The organism is Kocuria coralli (genome assembly GCF_008831305.1).
GTDB classification, from domain to species: Bacteria; Actinomycetota; Actinomycetes; order Actinomycetales; family Micrococcaceae; genus Kocuria; species Kocuria coralli.
In genome coordinates, this window is record NZ_ML708625.1 from 21,133 (window position 1) to 45,371 (window position 24,239).

Consider the following 24,239-nt stretch of genomic DNA (forward strand, 5'->3'; position numbering starts at 1 on the left):
GCACGATCCGTCCGGGCTGGACTACGACGTCGTATCGTCGTCGTCCGTGGCGTACTGCAGCTGACGCTCGCGCTGGCCGTGGGTGAGTTTGCGCAGGTCGGTCCTGCTGTCGAAGCTCGAGCCCAGCCCGCCGGCCACGACCCCGAGTGCGGCGCTGAGCCAGGCGATGTCCAGATAGTTGGTGAACCGGACCTCGGTCGTGTCGAGGATCGTGGCCATGAACTCCGGGGCGATGATGATCAGCCCGCCCAGGAGGATCAGCACCACGAGGGAGAGGTAGAGCGCGGCCACGCAGATCAGCAGGGTCAAGATCGTCGACAGGTTGTAGAGCACCACCACCCGGCTCAGGCGTTCGTAGATGGGCCTGTCCCACAGGCCGTTGCTGACGATGAGCCAGGACACCATGACCACCACCGCCACGACCCCGATGGATATCAGCCTGGCCGTGGACAGGTAGGCGGCCATCTGCCAGATCGAGCTGTAGAAGATGCCGAAGGCACCGGTGGCGGCTGCTGCCGCCAGGGCGCTGGACAGGCGCGGGGCGGTGCGCCAGGGGTCGTTTGCCATGGTCATCCCCAGCACGGTGCGGACCGATCCCGCACCGCCCTTGGACCGGAGGGCCTGATGGCCGCCGGAGTGCTCGGACCACTGCGTCCACCGAAGACCCTGCTGCGACCGGTCGTCGTCGTGCTCCGACATGGCACCGGCTCCGGCATCGGACCGCACGGCACCGGACGGGGCAGGACCGGACGGCGAGGCCGGTGGTATCAGGCGGGCCATGCAGTCCATGAGCACCGTCAGGATGCGCCGTTTGGTCGCCACCGCGCCCAGGGTGGGGCAGGAGACCACACCCACGTTGTGCTCGGGGAAGACCTCGGCCACCAGCGGCCGTTCCCCGGAATGGCGGGGGATCTCGGTGAGCAGGAGGACGGCGTCGACGTGGTCGTACTCACCGGCCAGCCGCCCCGCCGAGGCGATGTCCAGGGTGTTGTCCGGGCGCAGCCGGATGGTCTCGGTCCGGGTGATCAGTTCCACCTCGCGCGAATACGCCTGCCTCATGCGGGCTTCGAGCTTGTCCTGGATCTTGTTGACCCTGCGACTGGGCAGGCCGGGATCGCTGAGCAGGAGGACGCGCATACGGTGGGCTCCGGCGACGTCGTCGGCCATTCTTTCCTCCGGACCGTTGGGGGACTGGTACTGGCGGAACCCGGTCGACCGCACTCGGGACGACGCTCAGGACCTCGGCGAAAGCGTCTGCGGCCATCGGGCCGGGGTGACCAGTACATCAGGAAGGGTCCCGTCGCTGCATGACCAGCACGGCGACGGCGCACAACAGGCCGGCGACCACGATGGCGGCCGACCACAGCACGATCGAGGGCCAGCCGAAAGCGCTCCAGAGATGCGTCGAGAGCGTTCCGGAGATCGAGGAGCCGGCGTAGTAGAACACCAGATAGGCGCTGGAGGCCCGTGCGGTGCTCAGCCGCATCCGGTGGGCACGATCCACCACCCACCCGCTGAGCATGGAATGGGTCCCCATGAAGGAGAACGTGAGCAGCCCCAGGCCGACCAGTATCGTGGCGACCAGATCCGGGCTGGTCACCCCCACCGCCGCGCCCATGAACAGCAAGCCCAGGATCACCGTGACCGGACGGCCCAGGCGCTCCGCCACCCGGCGGAAGACCGCCGGTGCCAGGATGCCGATGGGATAGGCCAGGTAGACCACGGCGGCCTCGCTGCCCATGCTGAACGGATCGGCCTCGAGGCGAAGGGCGATCGCGTTGTACGCGCCCACGAAAACGGTCATGATCACGGCGCCGAGCAGGCAGATGAACGCCACCTGCCCGTTGCGCAGGACGGTGAACGTGCCGAAGAAGATCTCCCGGGCCGGCATGCCGTAACCGCGCCCTTTGTCGATGGGCAGGGCGAAGACCACGACCGCGCCGATGAGCACCGAGAACACGCCGAGGGCGTAGGCGGACAGCTGCCACCCGCCGAGCTCGGAGAGGGGCCCGGGCAGCAGCCGGCCCAGCGCCCCGCCCATGGCGGTCCCGGCGATATAGAGCGCATTGGCCTTGGCGTGCGCCGCGTTGTCCACCTGCTCGCGCAGATACGCCAGTGCGATAGCGGGCAGGCCGGCGAGCGCGAGCCCGGAGGCGGCCCTGAGCACCAGGAAGACCTCCCAGGTGGGCGCCATCGCGCACGCGATCGTGAAGACCCCCGAGAGCACCAGGGAGCCGGCCATGACCCAGATCCGGCCCAGCAGGTCGGCTAGGGGGCCGGCCAGGAGCAGGCCGACGACAATGGCGAGCGTGGTCGCGGACAGCGCCGCACCGGTGACGCCTTCGGCCACGCCGAAGGAGCGCGCGAACTGCGGCAGCAGGGGCTGTACGAAGTAGATGAGGGCGAAGTTCGCCAGCCCGCCCAGGGAGAGCGTGGCCAGGATACGGCGGTACTGCGGCGAGCCCGCGGGAAAGCCGGGGGAGGGAGTGCGGATCGGCATCGTTCTCCTCTCTCTCCCGGTCCTACCGGTCGCTGGTCTGCCCTGGTCACCATAAGCACATCTGCGGCCGACGCTGTTCGCGACCCGGGCAGCGGTGCCGTGCCGGTGCGGTGGGCGGAGGCCGCGGGCATAGAGTTGGGTGGTACGCGAATTCCCCTCCGAGCCGGGCTGTGGATTGCCCGGATAAGGACTGACGACGACGATGACCGGCACCCCTTCGAGTTCATCCCCCTCCTCCGCCGGGCCCGGCGGCTCCGGCGACGATCAGCGCGCCCAGCAGCTGGCCACCGCCCATCGGCAGGTGGTGGCGATCGTCCGCGAGGAGAAGCGAGCCCTGGACCGTCAGCTGGCCACTGCCGGGCAGCAGAACCAGAAGCTCCGGACCGCCCTCGAAGGTGCCCGCGACCAGATCACGAAGCTCAAGAAGGCGCTCGAGCACGACCTCGAGCTGCCCCTGTCCGTGGGCACGCTGATCCGGGTGGTCGCTGCCGGGGATTCCCCCGGGACCACGAGCGTGAGTGCGGATGCGATGCTGGCCGGGCGCAGCGTGCGCTGCCCGATCTCGCCGCTGGTTCCCCGGGGATCGCTCGAGCCGGGGTGCCAGATCCTGGTGGACGAGCACTCCGTGGTCGTCGCGGCGCTGGGATACGAGGCGACAGGAGAGCTGGCCAGCGTGCGCGAGGTCGTCGACGGGAGCCGTCTGGTGACCGTCGGCCGTTCCGACGAGGAACGGGTCCTGCGCATGTCGGGTGCGCTGCGGGAGAACCCCCCGCAGCCGGGGCAGACGGTCAGCATCGACCACCGCACGGGCTTCGCCCTGGAGGTGGTCCAGCGCACCGGAATGGAGGAGCTGGTCCTCGAGGAGGTCCCCAACGTCCGCTACGAGGACATCGGCGGTCTCCGGGAGGAGATCGAGCAGATCCAGGACGCCGTCGAGCTGCCGTTCGTCCACCCAGACCTGTACCGTCAGCACCGGCTGACCCCGCCCAAGGGCATCCTGCTCTACGGCCCGCCCGGTAACGGCAAGACCATGATCGCCAAGGCGGTGGCCCGCTCCCTGGCCGAACGCGCCGCCGAGAAATCGGGACGGGAGCAGGCCAAGGGCTACTTCCTGAACATCAAGGGCCCAGAACTGCTGGACAAGTACGTGGGGGAGACCGAACGGCAGATCCGGCAGATCTTCAGCCGTGCCCGCGAACAGGCGGAGGCCGGGATCCCGGTGGTGGTCTTCTTCGACGAGATGGACTCCCTGTTCCGCACCCGCGGCTCGGGGGTCTCCTCGGACGTGGAGACCACGATCGTGCCGCAGCTGCTCACCGAGATCGACGGTGTGGAGAAGCTGGACAACGTGATCATCGTGGGCGCGACCAACCGCGAGGACATGATCGACCCCGCCGTGCTGCGCCCCGGCCGGCTGGACGTCAAGATCCGCATCGACCGGCCCGACGCCACCGGCGCCCGGGAGATCTTCGCCCTGTACCTGACCCCGGACCTCCCCCTGCACCAGGAGGAGGTCATCGCCGCCGGGTCCCGGGAATCTGCGGTGGACGCGCTGATCGATTCCGGTGTCCGGGCCATGTACGCCCAGACCGACGCCACCCGGTTCCTGGAGATCACCTACAAGGACGGCGAACGCGAGACCCTCTGGTTCTCCGACTTCGTCTCGGGCGCCGTGATCCGCAATATCGTCGACCGCGCCAAGAAGCAGGCCATCAAGGACCTCCTGACCCGCGGGGTCCGCGGGATCACCCGGGAGCACATCCGCAGCGCCGTGGCCCAGGAGTTCATGGAGCAGCAGGACCTGCCCGACACCTCCGATCCCGACGACTGGGCGCGGATCTCCGGGCGGCGCGGGGATACCATCGCGGACCTGCGCATCGTCATGCACCGCGGCCCCCGCCCGGGCGATGCCACCGGCGCGCTGCCGGTCGTCGCCCCTCCGGCGGACGGCACGTCCTCCGACGACGACGGGGCCGGCTCATGAGCGTGCGCCGCGTCATGGGCGCGGAGACGGAGTTCGGCGTGCTGGCCCCGAAGAAGCCCAGGGCCAATTCCACGGTGCTCTCCACGCGCGTGGTGACCGCCTACGCCGCGCTGGTCCGCCGTGAACTGGGCGCCTCCGGGGAGACCGTGCCGGATTTCGACTACAGCTCGGAGAGCCCGCTGCGGGACGCCCGGGGTTTCGCCGTCGACCGGGCTCAGGCCCATCCCACGCAGTTGACGGATCAGGCCCCGGTGCTGACCAGCGAGGAGATCGCCGCCGAGGCCCTGGCCGAACAGAACCTGTGGGAGGACTACACCGCCCGGATCGTGATGAACACGGTCCTGCCCAACGGCGCCCGGCTCTACGTGGACCACTCCCACCCCGAGTACTCGTCGCCTGAGGTGCTCACCCCGCGGGACGCGGTGCTCTACGATCTGGCCGGGGACGCGGTGGCCGCGACCGTCGTCGAGGCCCTGGAGGCCTCCGCCGAGTCCACGGGGCTGGAGCCCGTGCACCTGTACAAGAACAACACGGACGGGAAATCCGCCTCCTACGGCGCGCACGAGAACTACCTGATCCCGCGCCGGACCGATCTGGACCGGCTCAATGCCGCGCTGCTGCCGTTCTTCGCCTCCCGCCAGGTCATGTGCGGCGCGGGACGCGTGGGGATCGGCCAGGACGGCTCCCGGCCGGGGTTCCAGATCAGCCAGCGGGCCGACTTCTTCGAACGCCAGGTGGGGCTGGAGACCACCGTGCGCCGGCCCATCGTCAACACGCGGGACGAGCCGCACGCGGACGAGACCAGGTACCGCCGCCTGCACGTGATCGTGGGAGACGCCAACCTGGCGCACACCTCTCAACTGCTGAAGTTCGGCACCACGTCCCTGGTCCTCCGCCTGGTCGAGGAGCGCTGCGCCCCCGACATCGCGCTGCGGGATCCCGTCGAGGCCATGCACGCCATCAGTCACGACCCCACGTTGCAGGCCACCGTGGCCACCATGGACGGGCGGCACCTGACCGGCATCGAGATCCAGCGCAGCTTCCTGGAGGCGGCCGAGGACCTCGAAGGCGGGGAGCCGGATCAGGACACCGCCGAGATCCTCTCCTCGTGGAGGGAGGTGCTCGACGCCCTCGAGACCGATCCCATGTCCCTGGCCGACCGCCTGGACTGGGTGGCCAAGTACCAGCTGCTGGAGGGCTACCGGCAACGCGGTGGTCTCGACTGGACCGCCCCCCGGCTGGCGGCCATCGACCTGCAGTACCACGACGTCAACCCGGCCAAGGGCCTGTACCACCGCATCGCCGCGGCCGGTCGCATCAGGACCCTGTTCAGCGCCGAGCAGATCGCGGCCGCCGCCTGGACCCCGCCGCCGGACACCCGGGCGGACTTCCGCGGCCGGCTCGTGGCGGCCTTCCCGGAGAGCGTGGTCGCCGCGGGATGGGATACCGCGGCCCTGCAGTTCCCCGGTATCCAGCGCGGTGCCCGGGTGGTCATGCCCGAGCCGACCGCCCTGACCCGCCAGGAGACGTCGTCGTGGTGGGGCGCTCCGGACGTGGAGTCCTTCGTGCGCCGGCTCGAGCGCGAACGACCGGAGTGGGTGAGCTCCTCCTCGGCGCGGGCCCCAGGGTGACGGCGCCCCGCGATCTCTCGTACCCGCGACGATCCGGCGGCCTTCACGGGCGCGGGAGGGCTCGGGCGGAGAGCAGCACCGGCGATCACCGCCGAAGAGCAGTACACAAAGAGCACTGCCGGAGAACACCGACGAAAAGCACTACTTAAGGAGCAATACCGTGGCACAGGAACGCATCACCTCGAGCGGCTCGAAGCGCGAAGAGGAGGCCCCGCTGCCCGATTCAGGACCCGCCCCGTCGCCCGGAGGCCCGTCCGCCGCCGCGCAGGCTCAGGCCAGCCAGGCCGACGACCTGCTGGCGGACATCGACGCGGTCCTGGAGGCCAATGCCGAGGAGTTCGTCAAGGGGTTCGTGCAGAAGGGCGGTCAGTGACCCCATGGACCGCAGGATCATGGGCCTGGAGACCGAGTTCGGCCTGGTGCATTCGGCGGCCCGCGGGCTGCCCCTGACCCCGGATGAGACCGCCCGGCGCCTGTTCCGGCCCGTCGTGGAATGGGGCAGGTCCTCCAACGTCTTCCTGCCCAACGGCGCCCGGCTCTACCTGGACGTCGGCTCCCACCCCGAGTACGCGACCTCCGAATGCGCGACGATCGAAGACGCGGTGGCCCACGACAGGGCGGGCGAGCTGATCGTGGACGGCATGCGCCAGAAGCTCGAGTCGGCGCTGGCGGAGGAGGGCACCGGGGGATCGGTCTACCTGTTCAAGAACAACGTGGACTCGGCCGGCAACTCCTTCGGCTCGCACGAGAACTACATGATCTCCCGCTCCACCCGCTTCCCGCGGCTGGTCGCGCACCTGATCCCGTTCCTGGTCACCCGCCAGCTGATCGCGGGCGCCGGCCGGGTCCACCCCGCGGGTCCTGCGGCCTTCGGGCAGCGCAGCTTCGCCGCGGCACCCGGGGTGCCCTCCTACTCGTTCTCGCAGAGGGCGGATCACATCTGGGAGGACTCGTCGTCGTCGACCACCAGGGCCCGCCCGCTGATCAACACCCGGGACGAGCCCCACGCGGACTCCGAGCGGTTCAGGCGCCTGCACGTGATCGTGGGGGATTCGACCATGTCCGCGACCACCACGGCTCTGCGCCTGGGCACCACGGACCTCATGCTGCGTCTGGTGGAGGCGGGCCACGTCATGACCGACCGCACCCTGGCCGACCCGGCACTGGCGCTGCGGCAGATCTCGCACGACCTCACGGGCACCGTCAAGGTCGAGCTGGCCGACGGCTCCCGGCGCTCGGCCCTGGACCTGCAACGGGAGTACCTGGAGACGGTCAGCAGGTTCGTGCAGGCCAACGGTGCCCATCACGACCGGGTCGAGTGGGTGCTGGATCTGTGGGCCAGGACTCTCGATGCGGTGCAGACCCAGGACCTCAGCGGCATCGACACGGAGATCGACTGGGCCATCAAGAAGAAGCTGCTGGACTCCTGGATCGCCCGCAACGGCGGCGACTACTCCGCACCGCGCATAGCCCAGATGGACCTGGCCTATCACGACATCGCACCGGGCCGGGGTCTGTTCCGGATGCTGGAGGAGCGCGGCATGGCCGCACGGCTCCCGGGCACGGACGGGTCCGAGGCGCGGTACGCCGTCGATCACGCCCCGCAAACCCGGGCCCGCATCAGGGGCGACCTGGTCAAGGCCGCCATCGCGGCGGGCAAGCACACCACGATCGACTGGGTCAACGTCAAGATCAACGGCCCCACCCAGCGGATCGTGACGTTACGCGATCCGTTCCTGACCCACGACGACGACGCGGAGGCCATGCTGGCGGATCTGCGAGCCGACGCGGAGACCGTTCAGCAGGATCCCCCGGCGCCGCCGATCATCTGACGGCGGCCTTACAGCACGGTCGCAGCCGACTCGCCGGCGAGTGCGTCGCGCGGTCATCGGATCGTCACGGAGGCGCTCAGGCGGCCAGGTCCACGGTCACCGGCCCCAGCCGCATATCGCGGCAGAAGGACACGGCGGCGTCCAGGGCCTCCCGGTAGCTGTGATGCTGCTCCTTGAGCAGGACCCGGCCGTCGGGGGCCCAGAGGGTGAGCTTCCATCGGGGACGACGACGCAGCCCGGCGAACCATGACGTCGTGATCTCGACCGTGGGAGCCTCGTCGGCCGGACGGTCGTTGTCGGGGGGTGCAGCCTGACCGTGTGCGACGGGCGCATTGTTCTCGTGCACTGTTTCTCCTGGGGGGCCGGCTTGGGGGAGCCGAACTCGGAGGCGGGGGGAGTCTCATCGACGGTGATGAAGAATATTGCATTTTCATTGTATCGAGGGGGTCTGGGTTCCGCACGTCTCCCGGCTCGTCCCTTCACCCCGGGCGTCCGCACCCGCCTCTCATCCAGCTCGCTGCCGCATGCTCCGGTTGCCCTCGGGGCGGTGGTGCGGCAGGGGCTGGCGATAGCATGGGAGGGCCCGGACGTCTGCCAGGAAGCCATCACCATGCCGTACCGAGGTCACCGACCTTTCCGCTCGTTCGCCGTCGTGGCGGGGGGTGCCGCTCTGGCCCTGACGTCCTGCGGCGCGGACCCGTCGGACCCCCGGGGCCTCACGAGAGAGTTCGTGGAGGCCATGCAGGAGCGGGACTGGGATGCGGCCTGCGAGAACCTGTCCCACGACTTCGTGCACCGTGCCACTGACGGCGACTCCCGCTACTGCGCCTACTACCTGGAGCAGTGGCACGGCGAGTCCGAGATCTTCCACGGCATGACCGTGCCCCGGCAGACCCAGCAGGCCAGGGAGGACGGCACCGTGATCCGCGTCGACCTCGCCGACGGCTCCACGGATGAGGCGATCGTGGTCGAGGAGGGTGGAGAATTGAGGCTGTCGCGCTATCCCGGGCAGGAAACCGCGGCCCGCTGACGGATCGTGATCACCCCTCCCGCCGAGAACCAGGAGTAGCGCATGAGCACCCAGGCCCACCCCACCCCGCACGACGAAGCGGTGGAGATCACCCGCAACCTCATTCGCATCGACACCTCCAACTACGGGAGCGGCGATGCCAAGGGCGAGCGGCGTGCGGCGGAGTACGCGGCCGGGCTGCTCGAAGAGGTCGGGCTGGACACCACCCTCGTGGAATCGGCCCCCGGCCGCGCCAACGTGTTCGCCCGGATCCCCGGGACCGACCCGTCGGCCGACGCCCTGCTGGTCCACGGGCACCTGGACGTCGTCCCCGCCATGGCGGAGGACTGGTCCGTCGATCCCTTCGCCGCGGAGCTGCGCGACGGCATGATCTGGGGCCGCGGCGCGGTGGACATGAAGGACATGGACGCCATGATGCTCTCCGTGGCCCGTCACATCCAGCGCACCGGGCAGCGGCCGAAACGGGACATCGTGATCGGCTTCTTCGCCGACGAGGAAGCCGGCATGGAGTACGGCTCGAAGTGGGTCGCGCGGAACCATCCGGAGATCTTCGACGGCGTGACCGATGCCATCAGCGAGGTCGGCGGGTACTCGGCCACTATCGGCGGTCGCCGCGCCTACCTGCTGCAGACCGCCGAAAAGGGCCTCATGTGGCTGCAGCTCCACGCCCAGGGCACGGCCGGCCACGGATCGCAGGTCAACCACGACAACCCCGTGACCACGCTGTCGCGGGCGATGGCCAATATCGGTGAATACCAGTGGCCCATCGAGCTGACCAAGACCACACGCCAGTTCCTGGACGCGGTGACGGAGCTGACCGGCGTCGAATTCGATCCGCAGAACCCGCAGGGGCTGCTCGACGAACTGGGTTCGGTGGCCCGTTTCGTGGGTGCCACGCTGCAGAACACCTCGAATCCCACACAGCTGAGCTCCGGGTACAAGACCAATGTGATCCCGGGTTCCGCCGTCGCCGGCCTGGACGTGCGCTACCTGCCCGAGCAGCGGGAGATCGTCCTGGCCAAACTGCAGGAGCTGGCGGGGGAGAAGGTCCGGATCGAGTTCGAGTCAGATCAGATCGGGCTGGAGGTGCCGTTCTCCGGCTCGGTCGTGGACGCCATGGTCGATGCGCTGCAGGTCCACGATCCCGACGCCGTCGTGCTGCCGTACATGCTCTCGGCCGGCACGGACAACAAGTCGCTGGACCCGCTGGGGATCACGGGGTACGGCTTCGTGCCGCTGCGCCTGCCCGAAGAGCTGGACTTCCCCGCGATGTTCCACGGAGTGGACGAACGGGTGCCGGTGGACTCCCTGGAGTTCGGCGCGGACGTCCTGCACACCCTGCTGACGAACTACTGAGTCCTTATTCTCTTTCCTTCCCGCCGAGTAGTGAGTTGGACCGCCCATCGAAGCTGATGGGCGGTCCAACTCACTACTCGGCGGAATAAGGGAGAGAAGAAGTTGACGCGCGCGCTCAGAGGGTCCGCTGCACCCGCATGACACGCCGGCGCATCCAGTACTTGCGGGTCCCGCCGTAGAGATGGACCGATCGGGTCAGCTCCCACTTGCCGTACTCCGCATGCTCCGTGAGCCGCGCACGCGCCTCCGCGATGCGCTCGCCCGGAGCCACGGTAAGGACCAGGTACTCGAAACGCTGATCGGGATCGAAACTGATTCGAGCTGAACTCTGAGCGATTTGCTCTCTCATCTCTCCCCATTCTGCCGTCGGGCGGGTAACGTCTGGGCCATGAGCACCGATCCGCGAGTCGCCCTGCAGTCCCTCGTCTCAGCCCTTGAGGAGCACCTGGTTGCCCTCTCCAACCGCCGCAGTGACCAGGATCCAGCCGTCGACAGCGCCTACGTGGCCATCGCGGATGCGTTCGATGCCTATGAAGAGGCACTGTACGACAACTTCGACGAGGTCACCCCGCTCACGGTCTTCGCCGACGACGAAGACGAAGATGACGAGGAGTTCGACGATCTCGACGAGGACGACGACGGCTCCCTGGTCGACGAGGACGACTACGACGACCTCGACGATGCCGGAGAGGCCGACTCCGCCGCCGATGAGGACGAGGCCGATGACGACGATGAGCGCGACGAGGAAGAGGGCTCCCGCTAACCGGTCGTCGTCGCCCGGCGCCGCTGCTATCTGCCACCTGCCCGCCCCCGCGCTGTCCCTACTGTGAGGGACCACGCACGGCATGGCGCCCGGTGTCTGCGCCACCTGCTCCGGAACCTGTTCTAAGGTGTCCGGGTGGACTGGCTCTCAACAATCATTCTTGGACTGGTGCAAGGCCTGACGGAGTTCCTGCCGATCTCCTCCTCGGCCCACTTGCGCATCGTCGGTGAATTCCTGCCCGGCGGCGGCGATCCCGGCGCTGCTTTCACTGCTATTACGCAGCTGGGCACGGAGACCGCGGTGGTGATCTATTTCTGGCGCGACGTCGTCCGGATCATCAAGCACTGGGCGCTGTCCCTGGTGGGCAAGATCGACCGCAAGGATCCCGACGCCCGCATGGGATGGCTGATCATCGTCGGCTCCCTGCCCATCGGCATCCTGGGCCTGTTCCTGGAGGACTGGATCGACACGTCCTTCCGGAGCCTGTGGATCACCGCGACCATGCTGATCGTCTTCGGCGTCTTCCTGGGCATCGCCGACAAGGTGGGCAAGCAGGTGCGCGCCTTGCAGGACCTGAACGTCAAGCACGGCGTGCTCTACGGATTCGCCCAGGCCCTGGCCCTGATCCCCGGTGTGTCCCGCTCGGGCGGCACCATCACCGCCGGTCTGCTGATGGGCTACAAGCGGGAAGCCGCCGCCCGCTACGCCTTCCTGCTGGCCATCCCCGCGGTCTTCGCCTCCGGTCTGTACAAGCTGGCCTCCGAGATCTCGGACCCGTCCCCGGCCGCCTACTCCATGCCGCAGACCTTCGTGGCCACGGTCGTGGCCTTCGTGGTGGGCTACGTGATCATCGGGTGGTTCATGGGCTACATCTCCAGCCGGTCCTACTCGCTCTTCGTCTGGTACCGCATCGCCCTGGGCATCGTGATCTTCGTGCTCCTGGGCTTCGGGGTGATCTCCGCGGTCCCCGCGATGAGCGCGGTCTGACAGCCCACGCCCAGGTCCTAGACTCAACCGGTGGCAGCCGCCGCTGCCGCTCCTTCCCGCTCAATCCGAGGTGTACATGCAGTCCTGGTCAGCGCGTCCCGTTCCCGAACTCCCCGGTCGCGCGCCGGTGCCCGCGGTATTCGACACCCGCACGCAGCAGGTCGAACGGCTCCCGCAGCAGCAGCGCGCCAGCCTGTACGTCTGCGGCATCACCCCGTACGACGCCACGCACATGGGTCACGCCGCCACCTACGTCGCGTTCGACGTGCTCAACCGGGCCTGGCTGGACGCCGGCATCCCCGTGGACTACGTCCAGAACGTCACCGACGTCGACGATCCCCTGCTGGAGCGGGCGGAGCGCGACGGCGTGGACTGGCGCGAGCTCGCCGAGGAGCAGATCGAGCTCTTCCGCTCGGATATGACCGCGCTGAACGTCCAGCCCCCGGCGCATTACACAGGCGCCACGGAAGCGGTGGGATGGATCGTGCCGGCCGTCGAGGACCTGCTGGCCCGCGGCCTGGCCTACCGGGTGCCCGGGCGCAACGACGAGGAGCCCGACGGGGATGTCTATTTCGACGTCGACGCCGTCGGGGCGCTGGGGGAGGAGGGCAACGCCACGGCGGAGCCCCAGTCCGAGTTCGCCGCCCCGTGCGGGCCAGACGACGGCGGGACGGGTGCGTGTCCCGGGTCCTGGCACCTGGGCCAGATCTCCAATCTCAGCCGGGAGGAGATGCTCCCAGTCTTCGCCGAACGCGGCGGGGACCCGGACCGGCCGGGCAAGCGCAATGCCCTGGATCCCCTGCTGTGGCGGGTCGAGCGTCCGGGCGAACCCGCCTGGGACGGAGCCTCCCTGGGCTCGGGGCGGCCGGGGTGGCATATCGAGTGCTCCCTGATCTCGCTGCGGTATCTGCCCGCACCCTTCACCGTGCAGGGCGGAGGCTCCGACCTGGTCTTCCCGCACCACGAGATGGGGGCCGGGCACAGCTGGTCCATCTCCGGCCACCCGATGGCCCGCAGCTTCATGCACACCGGCATGGTGGGCCTGGACGGGGAGAAGATGTCCAAGTCCCGCGGCAACCTGGTCCTGGTGTCCCGGCTGCGCGCCGAGGGCGTGGACCCCAACGCGATCCGGCTGGCGATCATGTCCCAGCGCTACCGCACGGACTGGATCTGGACGCAGGAACTGCTCGATGAGTCCGAGCACCGGCTGGCGCTGTGGCGCCAGGCGGCCGACCTGGCCACACCCGGCTCCTTCGAGCAGGCGCTGGAACGGATCCGGGCGGCCATCGCCATGGACCTGGACACCCCGGCAGCACTGGCGGCCGTCGACGAGTGGGCCCGGAACGTCATCGCGGATGCTCCCGGCCCCGGCGACGACCTGGCCCGTCAGGCCATCGACGCCCGCCTGGGCATCACCCTGTGAGCCAAGGGCGGGTCGTCTCGGGCTGAGGCCTCGGGCCTCTTCCGTCGGCCGTCCCCGCGTCAATTCTCCCCGCGTCAGCCCTCTTCGCGGCGGCGCAGGAAGCGCTCGAACTCCTGGGCGATGGCGTCGCCGGAGGCCTCGGGGAGTTCCGTGGTGTCCGTGGCCTCCTCCAGCTTGGCCACGTAGGCCCCGATCTCCGGATCGTCCTCCGCGAGTTCGTTGACGCCGCGTTCCCAGGCCTCGGCGTCCTCCTCCAGGTCGGCCAGGGGCAGCTTGAGGCTCAGCAGGTCCTCGAGCTTGCGCATCAGGGCGAGCTGGGCCTTGGGGGACGGCGACTGCGCGACGTAGTGCGGCACGGCCGCCCACAGGCTCACGGTGGGGATACCCGAGACCGCCGCCAGGTGGGACAGCACGCCCACGATCCCGGTCGGTCCCTCGTAGTCCGACCCGGAGACCTCCAGCTCGTCCTGCAGCTCATCGGTGTCCGAGGTCATGGAGACCGGGATGGGGCGGGTGTGCGGCACATCGGCCAGCAGCGCTCCCACCATGACGATGAAATCGACCTCCAGACGGGCGGCCTGCTCCAGGATCTCCGCGCAGAACCCGCGCCACCGGTAGGACGGCTCCCACCCGTGCAGCAGCACCAGCTCGAGATTGGTGCCGTCGACCCCGGCAGAGGACAGCTTGGTCGTCGGCCAGACGAGCTTGGGCTCCCCGGTGGCCGACCGGGTCACCCGGGGGCGGGAGTACTGGTAGTCGTAGTACTCGTCGGCGGAGACTTCGAAGATCTCGCGGGCGCCGTAGTTCTCGCCCAGGAACTTGACCGTGTCCGTGGCGGCGTCACCGGCGTCGTTCCACCCTTCGAAGGCAGCCACCATGACCTTGACCGGTTCGGGGCCGCCGGTTTCACGGACCACCCCGAACGGCCCGGCCTCGGGCTGGGAGCCCCGCTCGGGTACAGAGGGGTTGCTGGTTTCCTCGAATCCACTCACCTGACTCACTCTACGCGGATCGCAACGGCGCGCCGTTGCGCCCGGTCAGCCGCGCATCGCCTCCGGGACGGGCACCCGAATCGCCGCCCGGTGCCCCGGCTATGCCGTCCCGCGGACCGATAGGATCCCAGACATGGTTTCCGCAGACACCGCAGCAGCAGCACGTTCCACCCCGGACGCGGGCCCGCGTCCTGCCGCCCCCGACGCCGTCGTGTGGGACATGGACGGAACGCTGGTGGACACGGAGATCCACTGGTTCGCCGCTGAGGGCGATCTGATGGAGGAGCACGGGCTCCCCTGGAGCCACCAGGACTCCCTGAACATGCTCGGCTTCTCCCTGGAGGACACCACCCGATACATGCGCGGCCGTGGACTCGAGCTGTCGGCCGAGCAGATCGGCGGTGAGCTCTACTCGCGTGTCCTGGACCGCATCCGCCATGAGCTGCCGCTGCGGCCTGGCGCGCTCGAGCTGCTCGTGGAGACCCGCAACGCCGGAGTCCCCACCGCGTTGGTCACCAACAGCGGGTCCGAGCTGGCGGAGGCCGTCATCCGGCGCCTGGCGGTTATCGCCCAGGAGATGGACCTGGGCGGAGAGGAACTGTTCGACCTCGTCGTGACCGGTGATCTCGGCCTGCCTGGCAAGCCCGATCCCGCCCCCTACGTCTTCGCCGCCCGGCGCCTCGCAGCGTTGTACGCCGAACGCGGTCGGCCGGGCCTGGAGATCGGCCGCATGGTCGCGGTCGAGGACTCCATGACCGGGATCCGCTCCGCCAGGGAGTCTGGGGCCGTTGTCGTAGGGGTGGCCAATCTCGCCCCGCTCGTGGACTCCGGTGCCCACTTCCTGCCCGACTCCCTCGAGGGCATCACGCTGGCCGAGCTCACCCGCTGGGCGAACCTGCCCCGCCCCGATACCCACGACGCCGATACCTACGACGCCGGCGGGCACGAGGCCAACGGGCGCGATGCCGGTGACGACGAGGAGCGGACGGAAGACAGTTCCCTGTGAGCTCACGTCCCGGCTCGGGCGCCGCCCCGGCCCCAGGCGGCGATCAGCCGCCTCGCGCGGCCGGAAGATGGCGCCGCCCCCTGTCCCTGGGGCGGGTGACCGGCTTCCCCGTTCTGGTGGACCGGTCCTGGTTCCTGATCGCCGCCGTCGTCATCCTGCTCTACACGCCCGTCCTGGCCCGATCGGTCCCGCAGATCGGCGCCTGGTCCTACGCCGTGGCGGCCGGATTCTGCGTACTGCTGGCCGCCTCGGTCCTGCTGCACGAACTGGCCCACGCCTGGGCGGCGCGCGCCTTCGGCTGGCCCGTGACCCACATCGTGCTCTCCCTGATGGGCGGGCACACCAGTTTCGGGCAGGCCCGGACCTCCTGGGTGGCCTCGCTGGTGATCTCCGTCGTGGGCCCCGCGGCGAACATCCTGCTGGGCGTCCTCGGCTGGACGGTCCTGCGTGCGGGGGCCGGGAGCGACCCGTCGACCGGCGCCGCGGTGGCGCTGGTCCTCGTCGAGCTGGTCACCTGGGCCAACCTGTTCGTGGGCATCTTCAATCTCATCCCCGGCATGCCCCTGGACGGCGGGCGGGCGCTGGAGGCCCTCGTGTGGGGGCTCTCCGGCAAGGAGCACATCGGCACCGTGGTCGCGGCATGGGCCGGGCGCCTGGTGGCCGCCGGTGTCCTCGCATGGCTGCTGCTGACGGGGCTGTGGCGGTCCCTGCCTTTCCTGCTGTTGTCCGCGCTGCTCGTGTGGCTGCTCCTCTCCGGGGCTGCGGCTGCCACCCGCCGCGCGCGGGCCGGCCGCGCCATGGCCTCCGTCCGCGCACGGGACCTCATGGAACCGTGCCTCGCGGTCTCCGCGGAGACCTCCCTGGCCACCGTGGAGGTGCTGCTGCGGGAGGCCTTCAGCCCCGCACCCGGATCCGTAGCACCCCAGGGGCCCGTCGCGGTCCTCGGCCTCGACCACGACGGCGTGCCCCATGGCGTCCTGAACCCGGCTCGCATCACGGCGGTACCGGCCCAGGACCGCGCCTCGATCGTCCTGGGCGAGGTCATGGAGCCGCTGCCGGACGGAGCGGTCCTGTCGGCCGAGCTCGCCGAGATGGCGCTGCTGGAGTTCACCGCCGGGGCGAGGCTGGGCATCTTCGTCGTCGTCGACGGCGAGCACACGCCCGTGGGCGTGCTGCGGGCGTCCCGGCTCAACGAGCTGCTGCGAAGCGCGGGGCTGCTGAGGTGAGGACCGGCGCAGATGTCACAATGGTCTGCGCACGGGCCGGCAGCGCGGATCCCGCCGCCGGCTGACCCCGGCTCCCGCCCCGGATCCGTCCGGGGCAGGAGACCCTGCGATCCGCCCCTGCCTGACCTACTGTCGAAACCACTGCCGAAAGCGAGTGCATGACTCAGCCTGAAACCCCCAGCCCGACCTCCGCCGCTCCAGGCCCCACCGGCGCCGTCAACCGGCGCGGCCTCATGCGCGAGGGGGAGCGGATCCAGCTCACGGACGATCGCGGCAAGCTGACCACCATCACCCTGACCAGCGGCGCGGAGTATCAGACGCACAAGGGCGTCCTGCCCCATGACCTGCTGATCGGCCGTCCCGAGGGCACCGTGGTGCAGAACTCGGTGGGCATCCAGTACCTGGCCCTGCGCCCGCTGATGAAGGACTTCGTATTGTCCATGCCCCGGGGTGCCGCAGTGGTCTATCCCAAGGACGCCGGCCAGATCGTGACCATGGGCGACATCTTCCCCGGCGCACGTGTGGTCGAGGCGGGCGTGGGCTCGGGGGCGCTGACCATCGCCCTGCTGCGCGCCGTCGGCGATGAGGGCCGGGTCCATTCCTTCGAACGCCGCGAGGAATTCGCCGAGGTCGCCGCGGGCAACATCGCCACCATGTTCGGCGGGGAGCACCCCGCCTGGCAGCTGACTCTCGGAGACCTCGCGGAACAGCTGGGCCAGGTCGAAGGGCCGGGATCGGTGGACCGGGTGGTGCTGGACATGCTGGCCCCCTGGGAATGCCTGGACGCCGTAGCCGGGGCCCTCGCCCCGGGCGGCGTGGTGATCTGCTACGTCGCCACCGTCACCCAGCTCTCCCGCACCGCCGAGGCCATGCGCGCCGACGGCCGCTTCACCGAGCCTGATGCGCACGAGACGATGGTCCGCGGCTGGCATGTGGAAGGCCTGGCGGTGCGCCCCGACCACCGCATGGTCGCCCATACCGGGTTCCTGATCACCGCTCGCCGGCTGGCCGACGGCTCTCCCCGCTTGGCACCCAAGCGGCGGGCGTCGAAGTCCGAGTACACGGAGGAGGACCTCCAGGCGTGGACCCCGATGGCGCTGGGGGAGCGGGAGGTGACGGCCAAGAAGGCACGACGCGCCGTCCGGGACGCCCAGCACCTGGCCGAGCGCGCCGGCGTCGCCGACGCTCAGGCCCGCGGAGCCGCCGCCCCCGAGGACGGTTCGCCCACGCCGGACCCCGCCGACTGACCCTGCTATTGCACCCACTACCCCATCCCGCCGAGATGCGAGTTGGACCGCCCGTCAGGGCTGATGAGCGGTCCAACTCGCATCTCGGCGGCGGGGGAGAGCCGATGAGCGGTCCAACTCGCATCTCAACCGAAGGTGCGGGTCGATTCAGGAACCGTCCAGACCTGACCGCTACCCTTGCCGGAAACGTTCGGCACGTCGCTGGATGCCGCCTGCGTTCAGGGCGCTCCCGGACACCACAGACCACGACCACGCGCGACCGATGCGCAACTGGAGGACTACGTGCGTAAGGCTTTGCTGAGGACCGGAACCGCCATCGGAGCCGCGGTCTTGTTGACCGCCTGTTCCTCCGGTGGCTTCAACTCCGTGGAACTCAACAACGACCCTGCCGACGGAGAGGTCCCCGAGATCACCTTCGAGACCCCGGTCGAGGTCGAGGAGAACGAGACCAAGGTCCTGCGCGACGGCGACGGGGCGGACATCGAGGACGGCTCGACCCTGCTGGTGCAGGCAGCCCTGTACGGGGGCGCCGACGGCCAGGAGATGGGGGAGTCGTACTCCTCGGGCGCGGGCCAGGTCCTGAAGGTCGACGACGACCTCAAGGAGCGCCTCCCCGAGCTCCACGACGCCCTGACCGGGATGAAGATCGGCGGCATCGTGGCCTACTCGTCCCCCAACACGGCCGGCCAGTCCGGGCAGGAGGGTGATAACTCCACCGCCGTGGAGGTCTACGAGGTCGTCGAGGAGATTCCCTCGGGCATCGACGGCGAGATGCAGGACTCTCCCGAGGGCCTGCCCGAGGTCACCGAGAACGATGAGGGCGCGCCGCAGATCGCCAAGCCCGAGGGCGATGCCCCGGAGGACCTGGTCTCGGACTACCTCATCGAGGGTGACGGCGAGGAGGTCCAGGAGGGCCAGACCGTGGTGGTCGACTACGTCGGTGCCCGCTGGGAGGACGGGGAGGTCTTCGATTCCTCCTGGGAGACCGGCACGCCGGCCGCGCTGTCGCTGGAGAACGCCATCAACGGCTGGACGGAAGGGCTGGAAGGCAAGAAGGTCGGGTCCCGCGTGATGATGTCGATTCCCGCCGACCAGGCCTACGGCACCGAGGAGGACCTGGGCGAGGACTCGGGCTATCCGACGGGCGACCTGGTCTTCGTCGTCGACCTCCTGGCCGCCGTGGACACCCCCGAGCCGGAGCCGCTCCCCGAGCCCACCTCCTCCATCGTCAACGAGGGCGACGGCGACGAGGTCGACGAGGGGGACACCCTGCTGACCACGACCGCCACCGTGACCAGCGGCGAGGTCGGACAGCAGACGCCCATGGTCATGACGCTGAACGACGCCATGCGTGAGGAGGACTCCTTCACCTACGACCGGCTCGCCGACGCACGCGTGGGCACCTCGGTCGACATCACCCGCACCACCGACTCCGGCGCGGGGCAGACCGCCGAGACCACCACGCGGTACACGGTGCGCGAGATCATCCCCCGGGAGATCGAGGGGGAGATGCAGCAAGCCTCGGACGGCATGCCCGCGGTCGCGGAGGCCGAGGACGGCACCCCGCAGATCGCCCAGCCCGAGGGCGATGCCCCGGACGACGTGGTCTCGGACTACCTCATCGAGGGCGACGGCGACGAGGTCCAGGAGGGCCAGACCGTGGCCGTGAACTACGTCGGGGTCCGCCGGGAGGACGGCGAGGTCTTCGACTCCTCCTACGAACGCGGTGAGCCCACGGCCTTCCCACTGGACCAGGTGATCGACGGCTGGTCCGACGGGCTGGTCGGCAAGAAGGCGGGCTCGCGCGTGATGATCAGCGTCCCGGCCGACAAGGCGTACGGCACCCAGGAGGAAATCGACGAATCCGGGAATAGCGGAGCCCCTGCCGGCGATTTGATCTTCGTGGTGGACATCCTGGGAGCGACCGACACCCCGGAGGCACCCTCCGCCGAGCCGTCGCCCAGCGAATGACCCGGACTCGCTAGCGGTCCGCTCCCGTTCACCTCAGCACACCAGGCACCACGCCGCACCACATCGATTCAGGAGGCACCCGTGTCCTTTGGACAGCGCAACCTTGACCGCACCAAGCCCGAGGTCGACTTCCCCGAGGGCGAGGCCCCGACCGAGCTGAAGATCGTCGACGTGATCGAAGGCAAGGGCGCCCCCGCGGAGGCGGGCCGGCAGATCTCCTGCCACTACGTCGGCGTGACCTTCTCGGGCGGCGAGGAGTTCGACTCCTCGTGGAACCGCAACCAGCCCCTGGACTTCACGGTCGGGATCGGTCAGGTCATCGAGGGCTGGGACCAGGGCCTGCTGGGCATGCGCGTGGGCGGCCGCCGTCGGCTGGAGATCCCCGCGGACCAGGCCTACGGCGAGCGCGGCGCCGGCGGTGTCATCGGCCCGAACGAGTCCCTGATCTTCGTGGTCGACCTGCTCGACGTGCGCTGAGCCGCCCGGTGCCCGTTGATCAGCAGCGGCGCGCTTCCGAGCGCCGGCTGAACCTGATTTTCGCACTGCTCTACCGCGAGCGCGGGTACACCCGCGCCGAGCTGCGCGCCGCCGTGCCCGACTACACGGCCATGCCGTCGGACGCCGCCTTCGAACGCGCCTTCGAGCGGGACAAGCAGGAGCTGCGCACGCTCGGATTCCCGATCGAGGAGGTTCCGGAGGACGCGTTCTTCGAGGAGCAGACGGGCTACCGGTACCGGATCGCGCGCGGCTCCTTCGCGTTGCCCGAACTGAGGTTCACAGCCGAGGAGGCGGCGGTGATTGCCCTGGCGGCCAACGCCTGGACCGAGACCACGCTGGCCTCCACCGCCCGTCGTGCGCTGCGCAAGCTGGAGCCGGTGCTCGAGCCGTCGGCGGGCGACGACGACGGTGCCCCGCTCGTCCAGCCCACCATCACCGTTCAGGAACCGTCCTTCGCGCCGCTGATGGACGCGGTCCTGAAGCACCGGCAGGTCCGCTTCGACTATCTGGCGGCCTCCACGGACGAGCTGTCCACCAGGCGTCTGGAGCCGTGGGGGGTGGGCTCGCGGTTCGGCTCCTGGTACGTGATCGGCTGGGACCTGGACCGGCAGGCGGAACGCACCTTCCGGCTCTCGCGCATCGTCTCGGACGTCCGCTCCACGCCGCAGACGTTCGAGCCGCCGGCGGGGTTCTCGATGAACGAACGCCTCGATGCCCTGCAGGCGGCACCCGAGCTCGGCTCGGTGACCGTGGTGGTCACGGCCGGCCGGGGGCAGATGCTCAGGCGTATGGCCTCCTCCGTGCAGCCTGCCGAAACGGGTGACGGCCCCGATCGCCTGGTCATACCCGTGACCGAACCGGAACGCGTGGCCGCCGAGATCGCCGCCGTGGGCCCGGATGCCGTCGTCCCGCCCGCGTCGTCGCCGTCGCTACAGCAGCGGGTGCGCGACAGCGTCCTGCGCCGGCTGGAGGCAGCGGCGCAGTTCCAGGCGCGCACCCGCGGCGTGGAGGTGGACTGGTCCAGGACCTCGCGCAAACCGCGCCGGTCCTCGAACACCAGCGCGGACCGGCTGGCCCGCATGCTGGAGATCGTCCGCTACGTCTACGGGCACCAGGGCGTGGAACTGACCGACGTCGCCGAGCATGTGGAGGCCTCGACCGAGCAGATCGTGGAGGACCTCACCACATTGTTCGTCTGCGGCCGGCCGGGGCACACCCCCGATCAGCTCATCGAGGCCTCCTGGGACGACGGCGCGGTCACGGTCACCAACGCCGACGAGATCTCCTCGCCCGTGCGCCTGACCCAGCCCGAGGCCGCGGCACTCCTGGTCGGGCTGCAGACCCTGCGCTCCCTGCCCGGCGAGCACACCCCGGCCATCGACTCGGCGCTGCGCAAGGTGGCCGAGGCGGCCGGTGAACCGGCAACCGTGGTGGACGCCGTGGGAGCCCGCCCGGACGAGACGTTCCTGGCGCTGGCCGCCGCGGCGCAGGAGGCCCGGGGCAGGGCACCCGAACACGAGGAGTCCGCGGCGGTGGCCGCGACCGTGCGCTCGGCGATCGACCGGAGGCAGCGCCTGCGGATCAGCTACATCGTGGCTTCACGCGACGAGGTGACCGACCGGGAGATCGATCCCTTGCGCCTGGTCTCGGCCAACTCGCACTGGTACGTCATGGCCTGGTGCGCCCGAGCCCAGGACTTCCGCGACTTCCGGCTGGACCGGATCCGGTCGGCCGCCGTCGTCGGTGACGCCGAAGCCCATGACGAGGCGAGGACGCACCGCACGGGTGTGGCCACGGTCTCCTCCGCCGAGACCGACATCGTGCTGATCTCCGACCGCCGCGCCCGGTGGGTCGCCGACCAGTACCGGGCCCGGCGGACGGCTGCGGTGAAACTCCCTCGCTCCGGGCGGGCCGCGAAGTCCGCGCGCGGCAAGACCGCCGCGCCCTCCACACCGGTGGAGTTCGAGGCCGCCGAGATCTCCTTCACCACCGAGGAACTGGCCTTCTCCCTGGTCGCCCGGTTCGGCGGCCAGCTGGGCATCGCGGGGCCGGAGGCCGTGGCGGAGCGCGGCCGAATCTGGGTGAACGATGCGCTCACGGCCTACTCCCTCGCAGGTTCCGGCCAGCCCGCGGGTCTAGACTGAGTCGCATGTCCTGGTGGATGTGGGTCGTGCTCTGGACCGCGCTGGTCGTGCTCAGCGCCGTCTTCCTGGCCCTCATGCTGTACCGGATATGGCGCAAGCTGGCCAGGGCACTGCATGATCTGGGCGATTTCGGGGACTCGGTCAACGAGCGACTGGAAGTCGCCACCGCCGCTGACGGCGCCCGGCACCCCATGCCACGCCGAGCCGACGTCTACACCCCCTGGGGCGAGGCCCACAGGCAGTACCGTAGTGGCAAACTAGAACGACGTAAGGCCCGATCCCAACGCCGCTCGGCACGACGCCGGGCGATGGGCCAGCCGCAGAGGGTCTCCGACCTGACGCGGTGACACCGAAAGGAACATTATGTTCGGTCGCCTATTCGACAACCCCATGGTCCTCATCCTGATCCTGGTGGTCATCCTGCTCCTCTTCGGTGCCCCCAAGCTTCCGGGCATGGCCCGCAGCCTGGGCCAGTCCATGCGCATCTTCAAGTCCGAGGTCAAGGAGATGAAGGAGGACGGCAAGGACGACGAGAACACGGTGGTCAACGGGGAGGCCGTCGATTCCCAGGACTCGAACGGCCCTGCCTCGCCGGGCCCGGCCTCCGCTCCGCGCCCATCCGAGAAGGATCCCGCCGCCCGGCAGGACAGCGACGGCACCGCCCGCTAGGAAGCCCGTCGTCGGTGAACGGATTCACCCGGCCGAATGCTCTGGCCGGGTGAATCCGTCTGATTGGACACGTCTGTGATGAGCGAGAAGAAGACCCCACGCCCCAAGAAGAAGCGCGTCAGCCGGCGCAACAACCCTCAGGCGCAGATGGCGCTGGCCGAGCACCTGAGGGAGTTCCGCAATCGGCTGATCATCTCGGCGATCGCCACCGTGATCGGCATGATCGCCGGTTTCTTCCTGTACCAGCCGTTCATGCAGTACCTCAATGCTCCTATCGAGCAGCTCAACCAGCAGACGGACCGCGAGGCCATCCTGAACTTCGGCGGCGTGGGCGGGCCGTTCAGCGTGATGGTCGAGGTCTCCATCATCCTGGGGCTGATCCTGGCCAGCCCCGTCTGGCTGTACCAGCTGTGGGCCTTCATCACCCCCGCGCTGCACAAGAAGGAGAAGGGTTACGCCTACGGTTTCGTGATCGCCGCCGTACCGCTCTTCCTGGGTGGTTGCGCGCTGGGCGTCCTCACCCTGCCCAGCGCGGTCTTCGCGCTGACGGCCTTCAACCCGGACAACACGGCCAACGTGATCGACGCCAACCAGTACGTCAGATTCGTACTGCAACTCGTCCTGGCCCTCGGACTGGCCTGCGTCCTGCCGGTGCTGCTCGTGGGCCTGAACATGATCGGGATCCTGCCCGGCAGGTCCCTGCTGAAGGCCTGGCGCTGGGTGATCATCCTGGTGCTGCTGCTGGCGGCCATCGTGGCGCCGGGCCCGGACCTGATGGTCATGTTCTACATCTCGGCACCGCTCATGGCGCTGTTCTTCCTGGCCGTGGGCATCTGCCTGCTCAATGACCGGCGCCGGGCCAAGAAGCTGGCCAAGCAGCAAACCGCCTACGATTCTTCCTCGATCAAGGCCACCTCCGACGACGAGCTCAGGACCATCCAGGCCGACACCAAGGACTGAGCCCTGCGCGTAAGCGGTTT

The 24,239-nt window shown here is 69.5% G+C and carries 23 protein-coding genes; 18 read left to right on the forward strand and 5 right to left on the reverse strand.

The features are described 5' to 3' along the window. Nucleotides 1-21: 21 nt before the first annotated feature. Together FCK90_RS12570 and FCK90_RS12575 are read right to left on the reverse strand one after the other, a co-directional pair. The gene (locus FCK90_RS12570; RefSeq protein WP_246180333.1) at nucleotides 22-1,167 is read right to left on the reverse strand and encodes a hypothetical protein; all 1,146 of its coding nucleotides are present in this window, start codon (nucleotides 1,165-1,167) and stop codon (nucleotides 22-24) included. Nucleotides 1,168-1,285: 118 nt separating this feature from the next. Then, entirely contained in the window at nucleotides 1,286-2,500 is a 1,215-nt protein-coding gene (locus FCK90_RS12575; protein WP_158034647.1) for an MFS transporter, read from the reverse strand. 202 nt (nucleotides 2,501-2,702) lie between these two features. Here FCK90_RS12575 and arc point away from each other — a divergent pair, with 202 nt between their 5' ends. The 4 genes from arc to pafA all read left to right on the forward strand — a co-directional run bounded on the left by arc (nucleotide 2,703) and on the right by pafA (nucleotide 7,947). Further along, nucleotides 2,703-4,484 carry a proteasome ATPase gene (gene arc, locus FCK90_RS12580; protein ID WP_158034648.1) on the forward strand — a complete coding sequence of 594 codons (1,782 nt, stop codon included), beginning with the start codon at nucleotides 2,703-2,705 and terminating at the stop codon, nucleotides 4,482-4,484. After that, complete coding sequence (gene dop / locus FCK90_RS12585; protein ID WP_158034649.1) at nucleotides 4,481-6,115, forward strand: depupylase/deamidase Dop; 1,635 nt, start codon at nucleotides 4,481-4,483, stop codon at nucleotides 6,113-6,115. The genes arc and dop overlap by 4 nt, the downstream gene beginning before the upstream one ends. A 160-nt stretch (nucleotides 6,116-6,275) precedes the next feature. Continuing rightward, nucleotides 6,276-6,488, forward strand: a complete 213-nt coding sequence (locus FCK90_RS12590) for a ubiquitin-like protein Pup (protein WP_158034650.1) — start codon at nucleotides 6,276-6,278, stop codon at nucleotides 6,486-6,488. Between the two features lie 4 nt (nucleotides 6,489-6,492). Next, entirely contained in the window at nucleotides 6,493-7,947 is a 1,455-nt protein-coding gene (gene pafA, locus FCK90_RS12595; RefSeq protein ID WP_158034651.1) for a Pup--protein ligase, read from the forward strand. A 76-nt stretch (nucleotides 7,948-8,023) separates the two neighbouring features. On the opposite strand, the gene FCK90_RS12600 is transcribed toward pafA, so the two are convergent. Beyond that, the gene (locus tag FCK90_RS12600) at nucleotides 8,024-8,293 is read right to left on the reverse strand and encodes a hypothetical protein (protein WP_158034652.1); all 270 of its coding nucleotides are present in this window, start codon (nucleotides 8,291-8,293) and stop codon (nucleotides 8,024-8,026) included. Nucleotides 8,294-8,557: 264 nt separating this feature from the next. On the opposite strand from FCK90_RS12600, the gene FCK90_RS12605 reads away from it, so the two are divergent. After that, the gene (locus FCK90_RS12605) at nucleotides 8,558-8,977 is read left to right on the forward strand and encodes a hypothetical protein (RefSeq protein ID WP_158034653.1); all 420 of its coding nucleotides are present in this window, start codon (nucleotides 8,558-8,560) and stop codon (nucleotides 8,975-8,977) included. A gap of 42 nt (nucleotides 8,978-9,019) precedes the next feature. Beyond that, nucleotides 9,020-10,333, forward strand: coding sequence for a M20/M25/M40 family metallo-hydrolase (locus tag FCK90_RS12610; RefSeq protein ID WP_158034654.1), 1,314 nt, complete (start codon nucleotides 9,020-9,022; stop codon nucleotides 10,331-10,333). A gap of 115 nt (nucleotides 10,334-10,448) precedes the next feature. Here the strand turns inward: FCK90_RS12610 and FCK90_RS12615 are convergent, their stop codons facing one another. Beyond that, a complete protein-coding gene (locus tag FCK90_RS12615; protein WP_158034655.1) occupies nucleotides 10,449-10,682 on the reverse strand; it encodes a DUF5703 family protein in 234 nt (77 codons plus the stop codon). 39 nt (nucleotides 10,683-10,721) lie between these two features. On the opposite strand from FCK90_RS12615, the gene FCK90_RS12620 reads away from it, so the two are divergent. The 3 genes from FCK90_RS12620 to mshC all read left to right on the forward strand — a co-directional run bounded on the left by FCK90_RS12620 (nucleotide 10,722) and on the right by mshC (nucleotide 13,506). Beyond that, nucleotides 10,722-11,096, forward strand: a complete 375-nt coding sequence (locus FCK90_RS12620; protein WP_158034656.1) for a primosomal protein — start codon at nucleotides 10,722-10,724, stop codon at nucleotides 11,094-11,096. A 135-nt stretch (nucleotides 11,097-11,231) separates the two neighbouring features. Next, complete coding sequence (locus FCK90_RS12625; RefSeq protein WP_158034657.1) at nucleotides 11,232-12,083, forward strand: undecaprenyl-diphosphate phosphatase; 852 nt, start codon at nucleotides 11,232-11,234, stop codon at nucleotides 12,081-12,083. A gap of 76 nt (nucleotides 12,084-12,159) precedes the next feature. Next, entirely contained in the window at nucleotides 12,160-13,506 is a 1,347-nt protein-coding gene (mshC, locus tag FCK90_RS12630; RefSeq protein ID WP_158034658.1) for a cysteine--1-D-myo-inosityl 2-amino-2-deoxy-alpha-D-glucopyranoside ligase, read from the forward strand. 74 nt (nucleotides 13,507-13,580) lie between these two features. On the opposite strand, the gene FCK90_RS12635 is transcribed toward mshC, so the two are convergent. After that, nucleotides 13,581-14,498, reverse strand: a complete 918-nt coding sequence (locus tag FCK90_RS12635; protein WP_158034659.1) for a PAC2 family protein — start codon at nucleotides 14,496-14,498, stop codon at nucleotides 13,581-13,583. Between the two features lie 133 nt (nucleotides 14,499-14,631). Between FCK90_RS12635 and FCK90_RS12640 the strand changes: the two genes are divergently transcribed. The 9 genes from FCK90_RS12640 to tatC all read left to right on the forward strand — a co-directional run bounded on the left by FCK90_RS12640 (nucleotide 14,632) and on the right by tatC (nucleotide 24,219). Further along, nucleotides 14,632-15,504: an HAD family hydrolase gene (locus FCK90_RS12640; protein WP_158034660.1), complete on the forward strand. Its 873-nt coding sequence runs from the start codon at nucleotides 14,632-14,634 to the stop codon at nucleotides 15,502-15,504. Continuing rightward, entirely contained in the window at nucleotides 15,501-16,730 is a 1,230-nt protein-coding gene (locus FCK90_RS12645) for a site-2 protease family protein (protein WP_158034661.1), read from the forward strand. Before FCK90_RS12640 ends, FCK90_RS12645 begins: the two co-directional genes overlap by 4 nt. 158 nt (nucleotides 16,731-16,888) lie before the next feature. Then, nucleotides 16,889-17,977: a tRNA (adenine-N1)-methyltransferase gene (locus FCK90_RS12650; protein ID WP_158034663.1), complete on the forward strand. Its 1,089-nt coding sequence runs from the start codon at nucleotides 16,889-16,891 to the stop codon at nucleotides 17,975-17,977. Nucleotides 17,978-18,259: 282 nt separating this feature from the next. Next, nucleotides 18,260-19,948, forward strand: coding sequence for an FKBP-type peptidyl-prolyl cis-trans isomerase (locus FCK90_RS12655; RefSeq protein ID WP_158034664.1), 1,689 nt, complete (start codon nucleotides 18,260-18,262; stop codon nucleotides 19,946-19,948). Nucleotides 19,949-20,029: 81 nt separating this feature from the next. Beyond that, on the forward strand, nucleotides 20,030-20,425 hold the full coding sequence (locus tag FCK90_RS12660) for an FKBP-type peptidyl-prolyl cis-trans isomerase (protein ID WP_158034665.1): 396 nt from the start codon (nucleotides 20,030-20,032) through the stop codon (nucleotides 20,423-20,425). 8 nt (nucleotides 20,426-20,433) lie between these two features. Further along, entirely contained in the window at nucleotides 20,434-22,590 is a 2,157-nt protein-coding gene (locus tag FCK90_RS12665) for a helix-turn-helix transcriptional regulator (RefSeq protein WP_246180342.1), read from the forward strand. A gap of 5 nt (nucleotides 22,591-22,595) precedes the next feature. Beyond that, entirely contained in the window at nucleotides 22,596-22,937 is a 342-nt protein-coding gene (locus tag FCK90_RS12670; protein WP_158034666.1) for a hypothetical protein, read from the forward strand. A gap of 16 nt (nucleotides 22,938-22,953) precedes the next feature. Then, complete coding sequence (gene tatA / locus FCK90_RS12675; protein ID WP_158034667.1) at nucleotides 22,954-23,259, forward strand: Sec-independent protein translocase subunit TatA; 306 nt, start codon at nucleotides 22,954-22,956, stop codon at nucleotides 23,257-23,259. 78 nt (nucleotides 23,260-23,337) lie between these two features. Then, a complete protein-coding gene (gene tatC, locus FCK90_RS12680) occupies nucleotides 23,338-24,219 on the forward strand; it encodes a twin-arginine translocase subunit TatC (RefSeq protein WP_246180351.1) in 882 nt (293 codons plus the stop codon). Nucleotides 24,220-24,239 lie beyond the last annotated feature (20 nt).

Coding starts and splice junctions, on each gene's coding strand:
- FCK90_RS12570 (WP_246180333.1), bottom strand. CDS start 1,167: ATGGCCGACGACGTCGCCGGAGCCCACCGTATGCGCGTCCTCCTGCTC.
- FCK90_RS12615 (WP_158034655.1), bottom strand. CDS start 10,682: ATGAGAGAGCAAATCGCTCAGAGTTCAGCTCGAATCAGTTTCGATCCC.
- FCK90_RS12670 (WP_158034666.1), top strand. CDS start 22,596: ATGTCCTGGTGGATGTGGGTCGTGCTCTGGACCGCGCTGGTCGTGCTC.
- arc (WP_158034648.1), top strand. CDS start 2,703: ATGACCGGCACCCCTTCGAGTTCATCCCCCTCCTCCGCCGGGCCCGGC.
- FCK90_RS12610 (WP_158034654.1), top strand. CDS start 9,020: ATGAGCACCCAGGCCCACCCCACCCCGCACGACGAAGCGGTGGAGATC.
- mshC (WP_158034658.1), top strand. CDS start 12,160: ATGCAGTCCTGGTCAGCGCGTCCCGTTCCCGAACTCCCCGGTCGCGCG.
- FCK90_RS12575 (WP_158034647.1), bottom strand. CDS start 2,500: ATGCCGATCCGCACTCCCTCCCCCGGCTTTCCCGCGGGCTCGCCGCAG.
- FCK90_RS12605 (WP_158034653.1), top strand. CDS start 8,558: ATGCCGTACCGAGGTCACCGACCTTTCCGCTCGTTCGCCGTCGTGGCG.
- FCK90_RS12650 (WP_158034663.1), top strand. CDS start 16,889: ATGACTCAGCCTGAAACCCCCAGCCCGACCTCCGCCGCTCCAGGCCCC.
- dop (WP_158034649.1), top strand. CDS start 4,481: ATGAGCGTGCGCCGCGTCATGGGCGCGGAGACGGAGTTCGGCGTGCTG.
- tatC (WP_246180351.1), top strand. CDS start 23,338: ATGAGCGAGAAGAAGACCCCACGCCCCAAGAAGAAGCGCGTCAGCCGG.
- pafA (WP_158034651.1), top strand. CDS start 6,493: ATGGACCGCAGGATCATGGGCCTGGAGACCGAGTTCGGCCTGGTGCAT.
- tatA (WP_158034667.1), top strand. CDS start 22,954: ATGTTCGGTCGCCTATTCGACAACCCCATGGTCCTCATCCTGATCCTG.
- FCK90_RS12620 (WP_158034656.1), top strand. CDS start 10,722: ATGAGCACCGATCCGCGAGTCGCCCTGCAGTCCCTCGTCTCAGCCCTT.
- FCK90_RS12640 (WP_158034660.1), top strand. CDS start 14,632: ATGGTTTCCGCAGACACCGCAGCAGCAGCACGTTCCACCCCGGACGCG.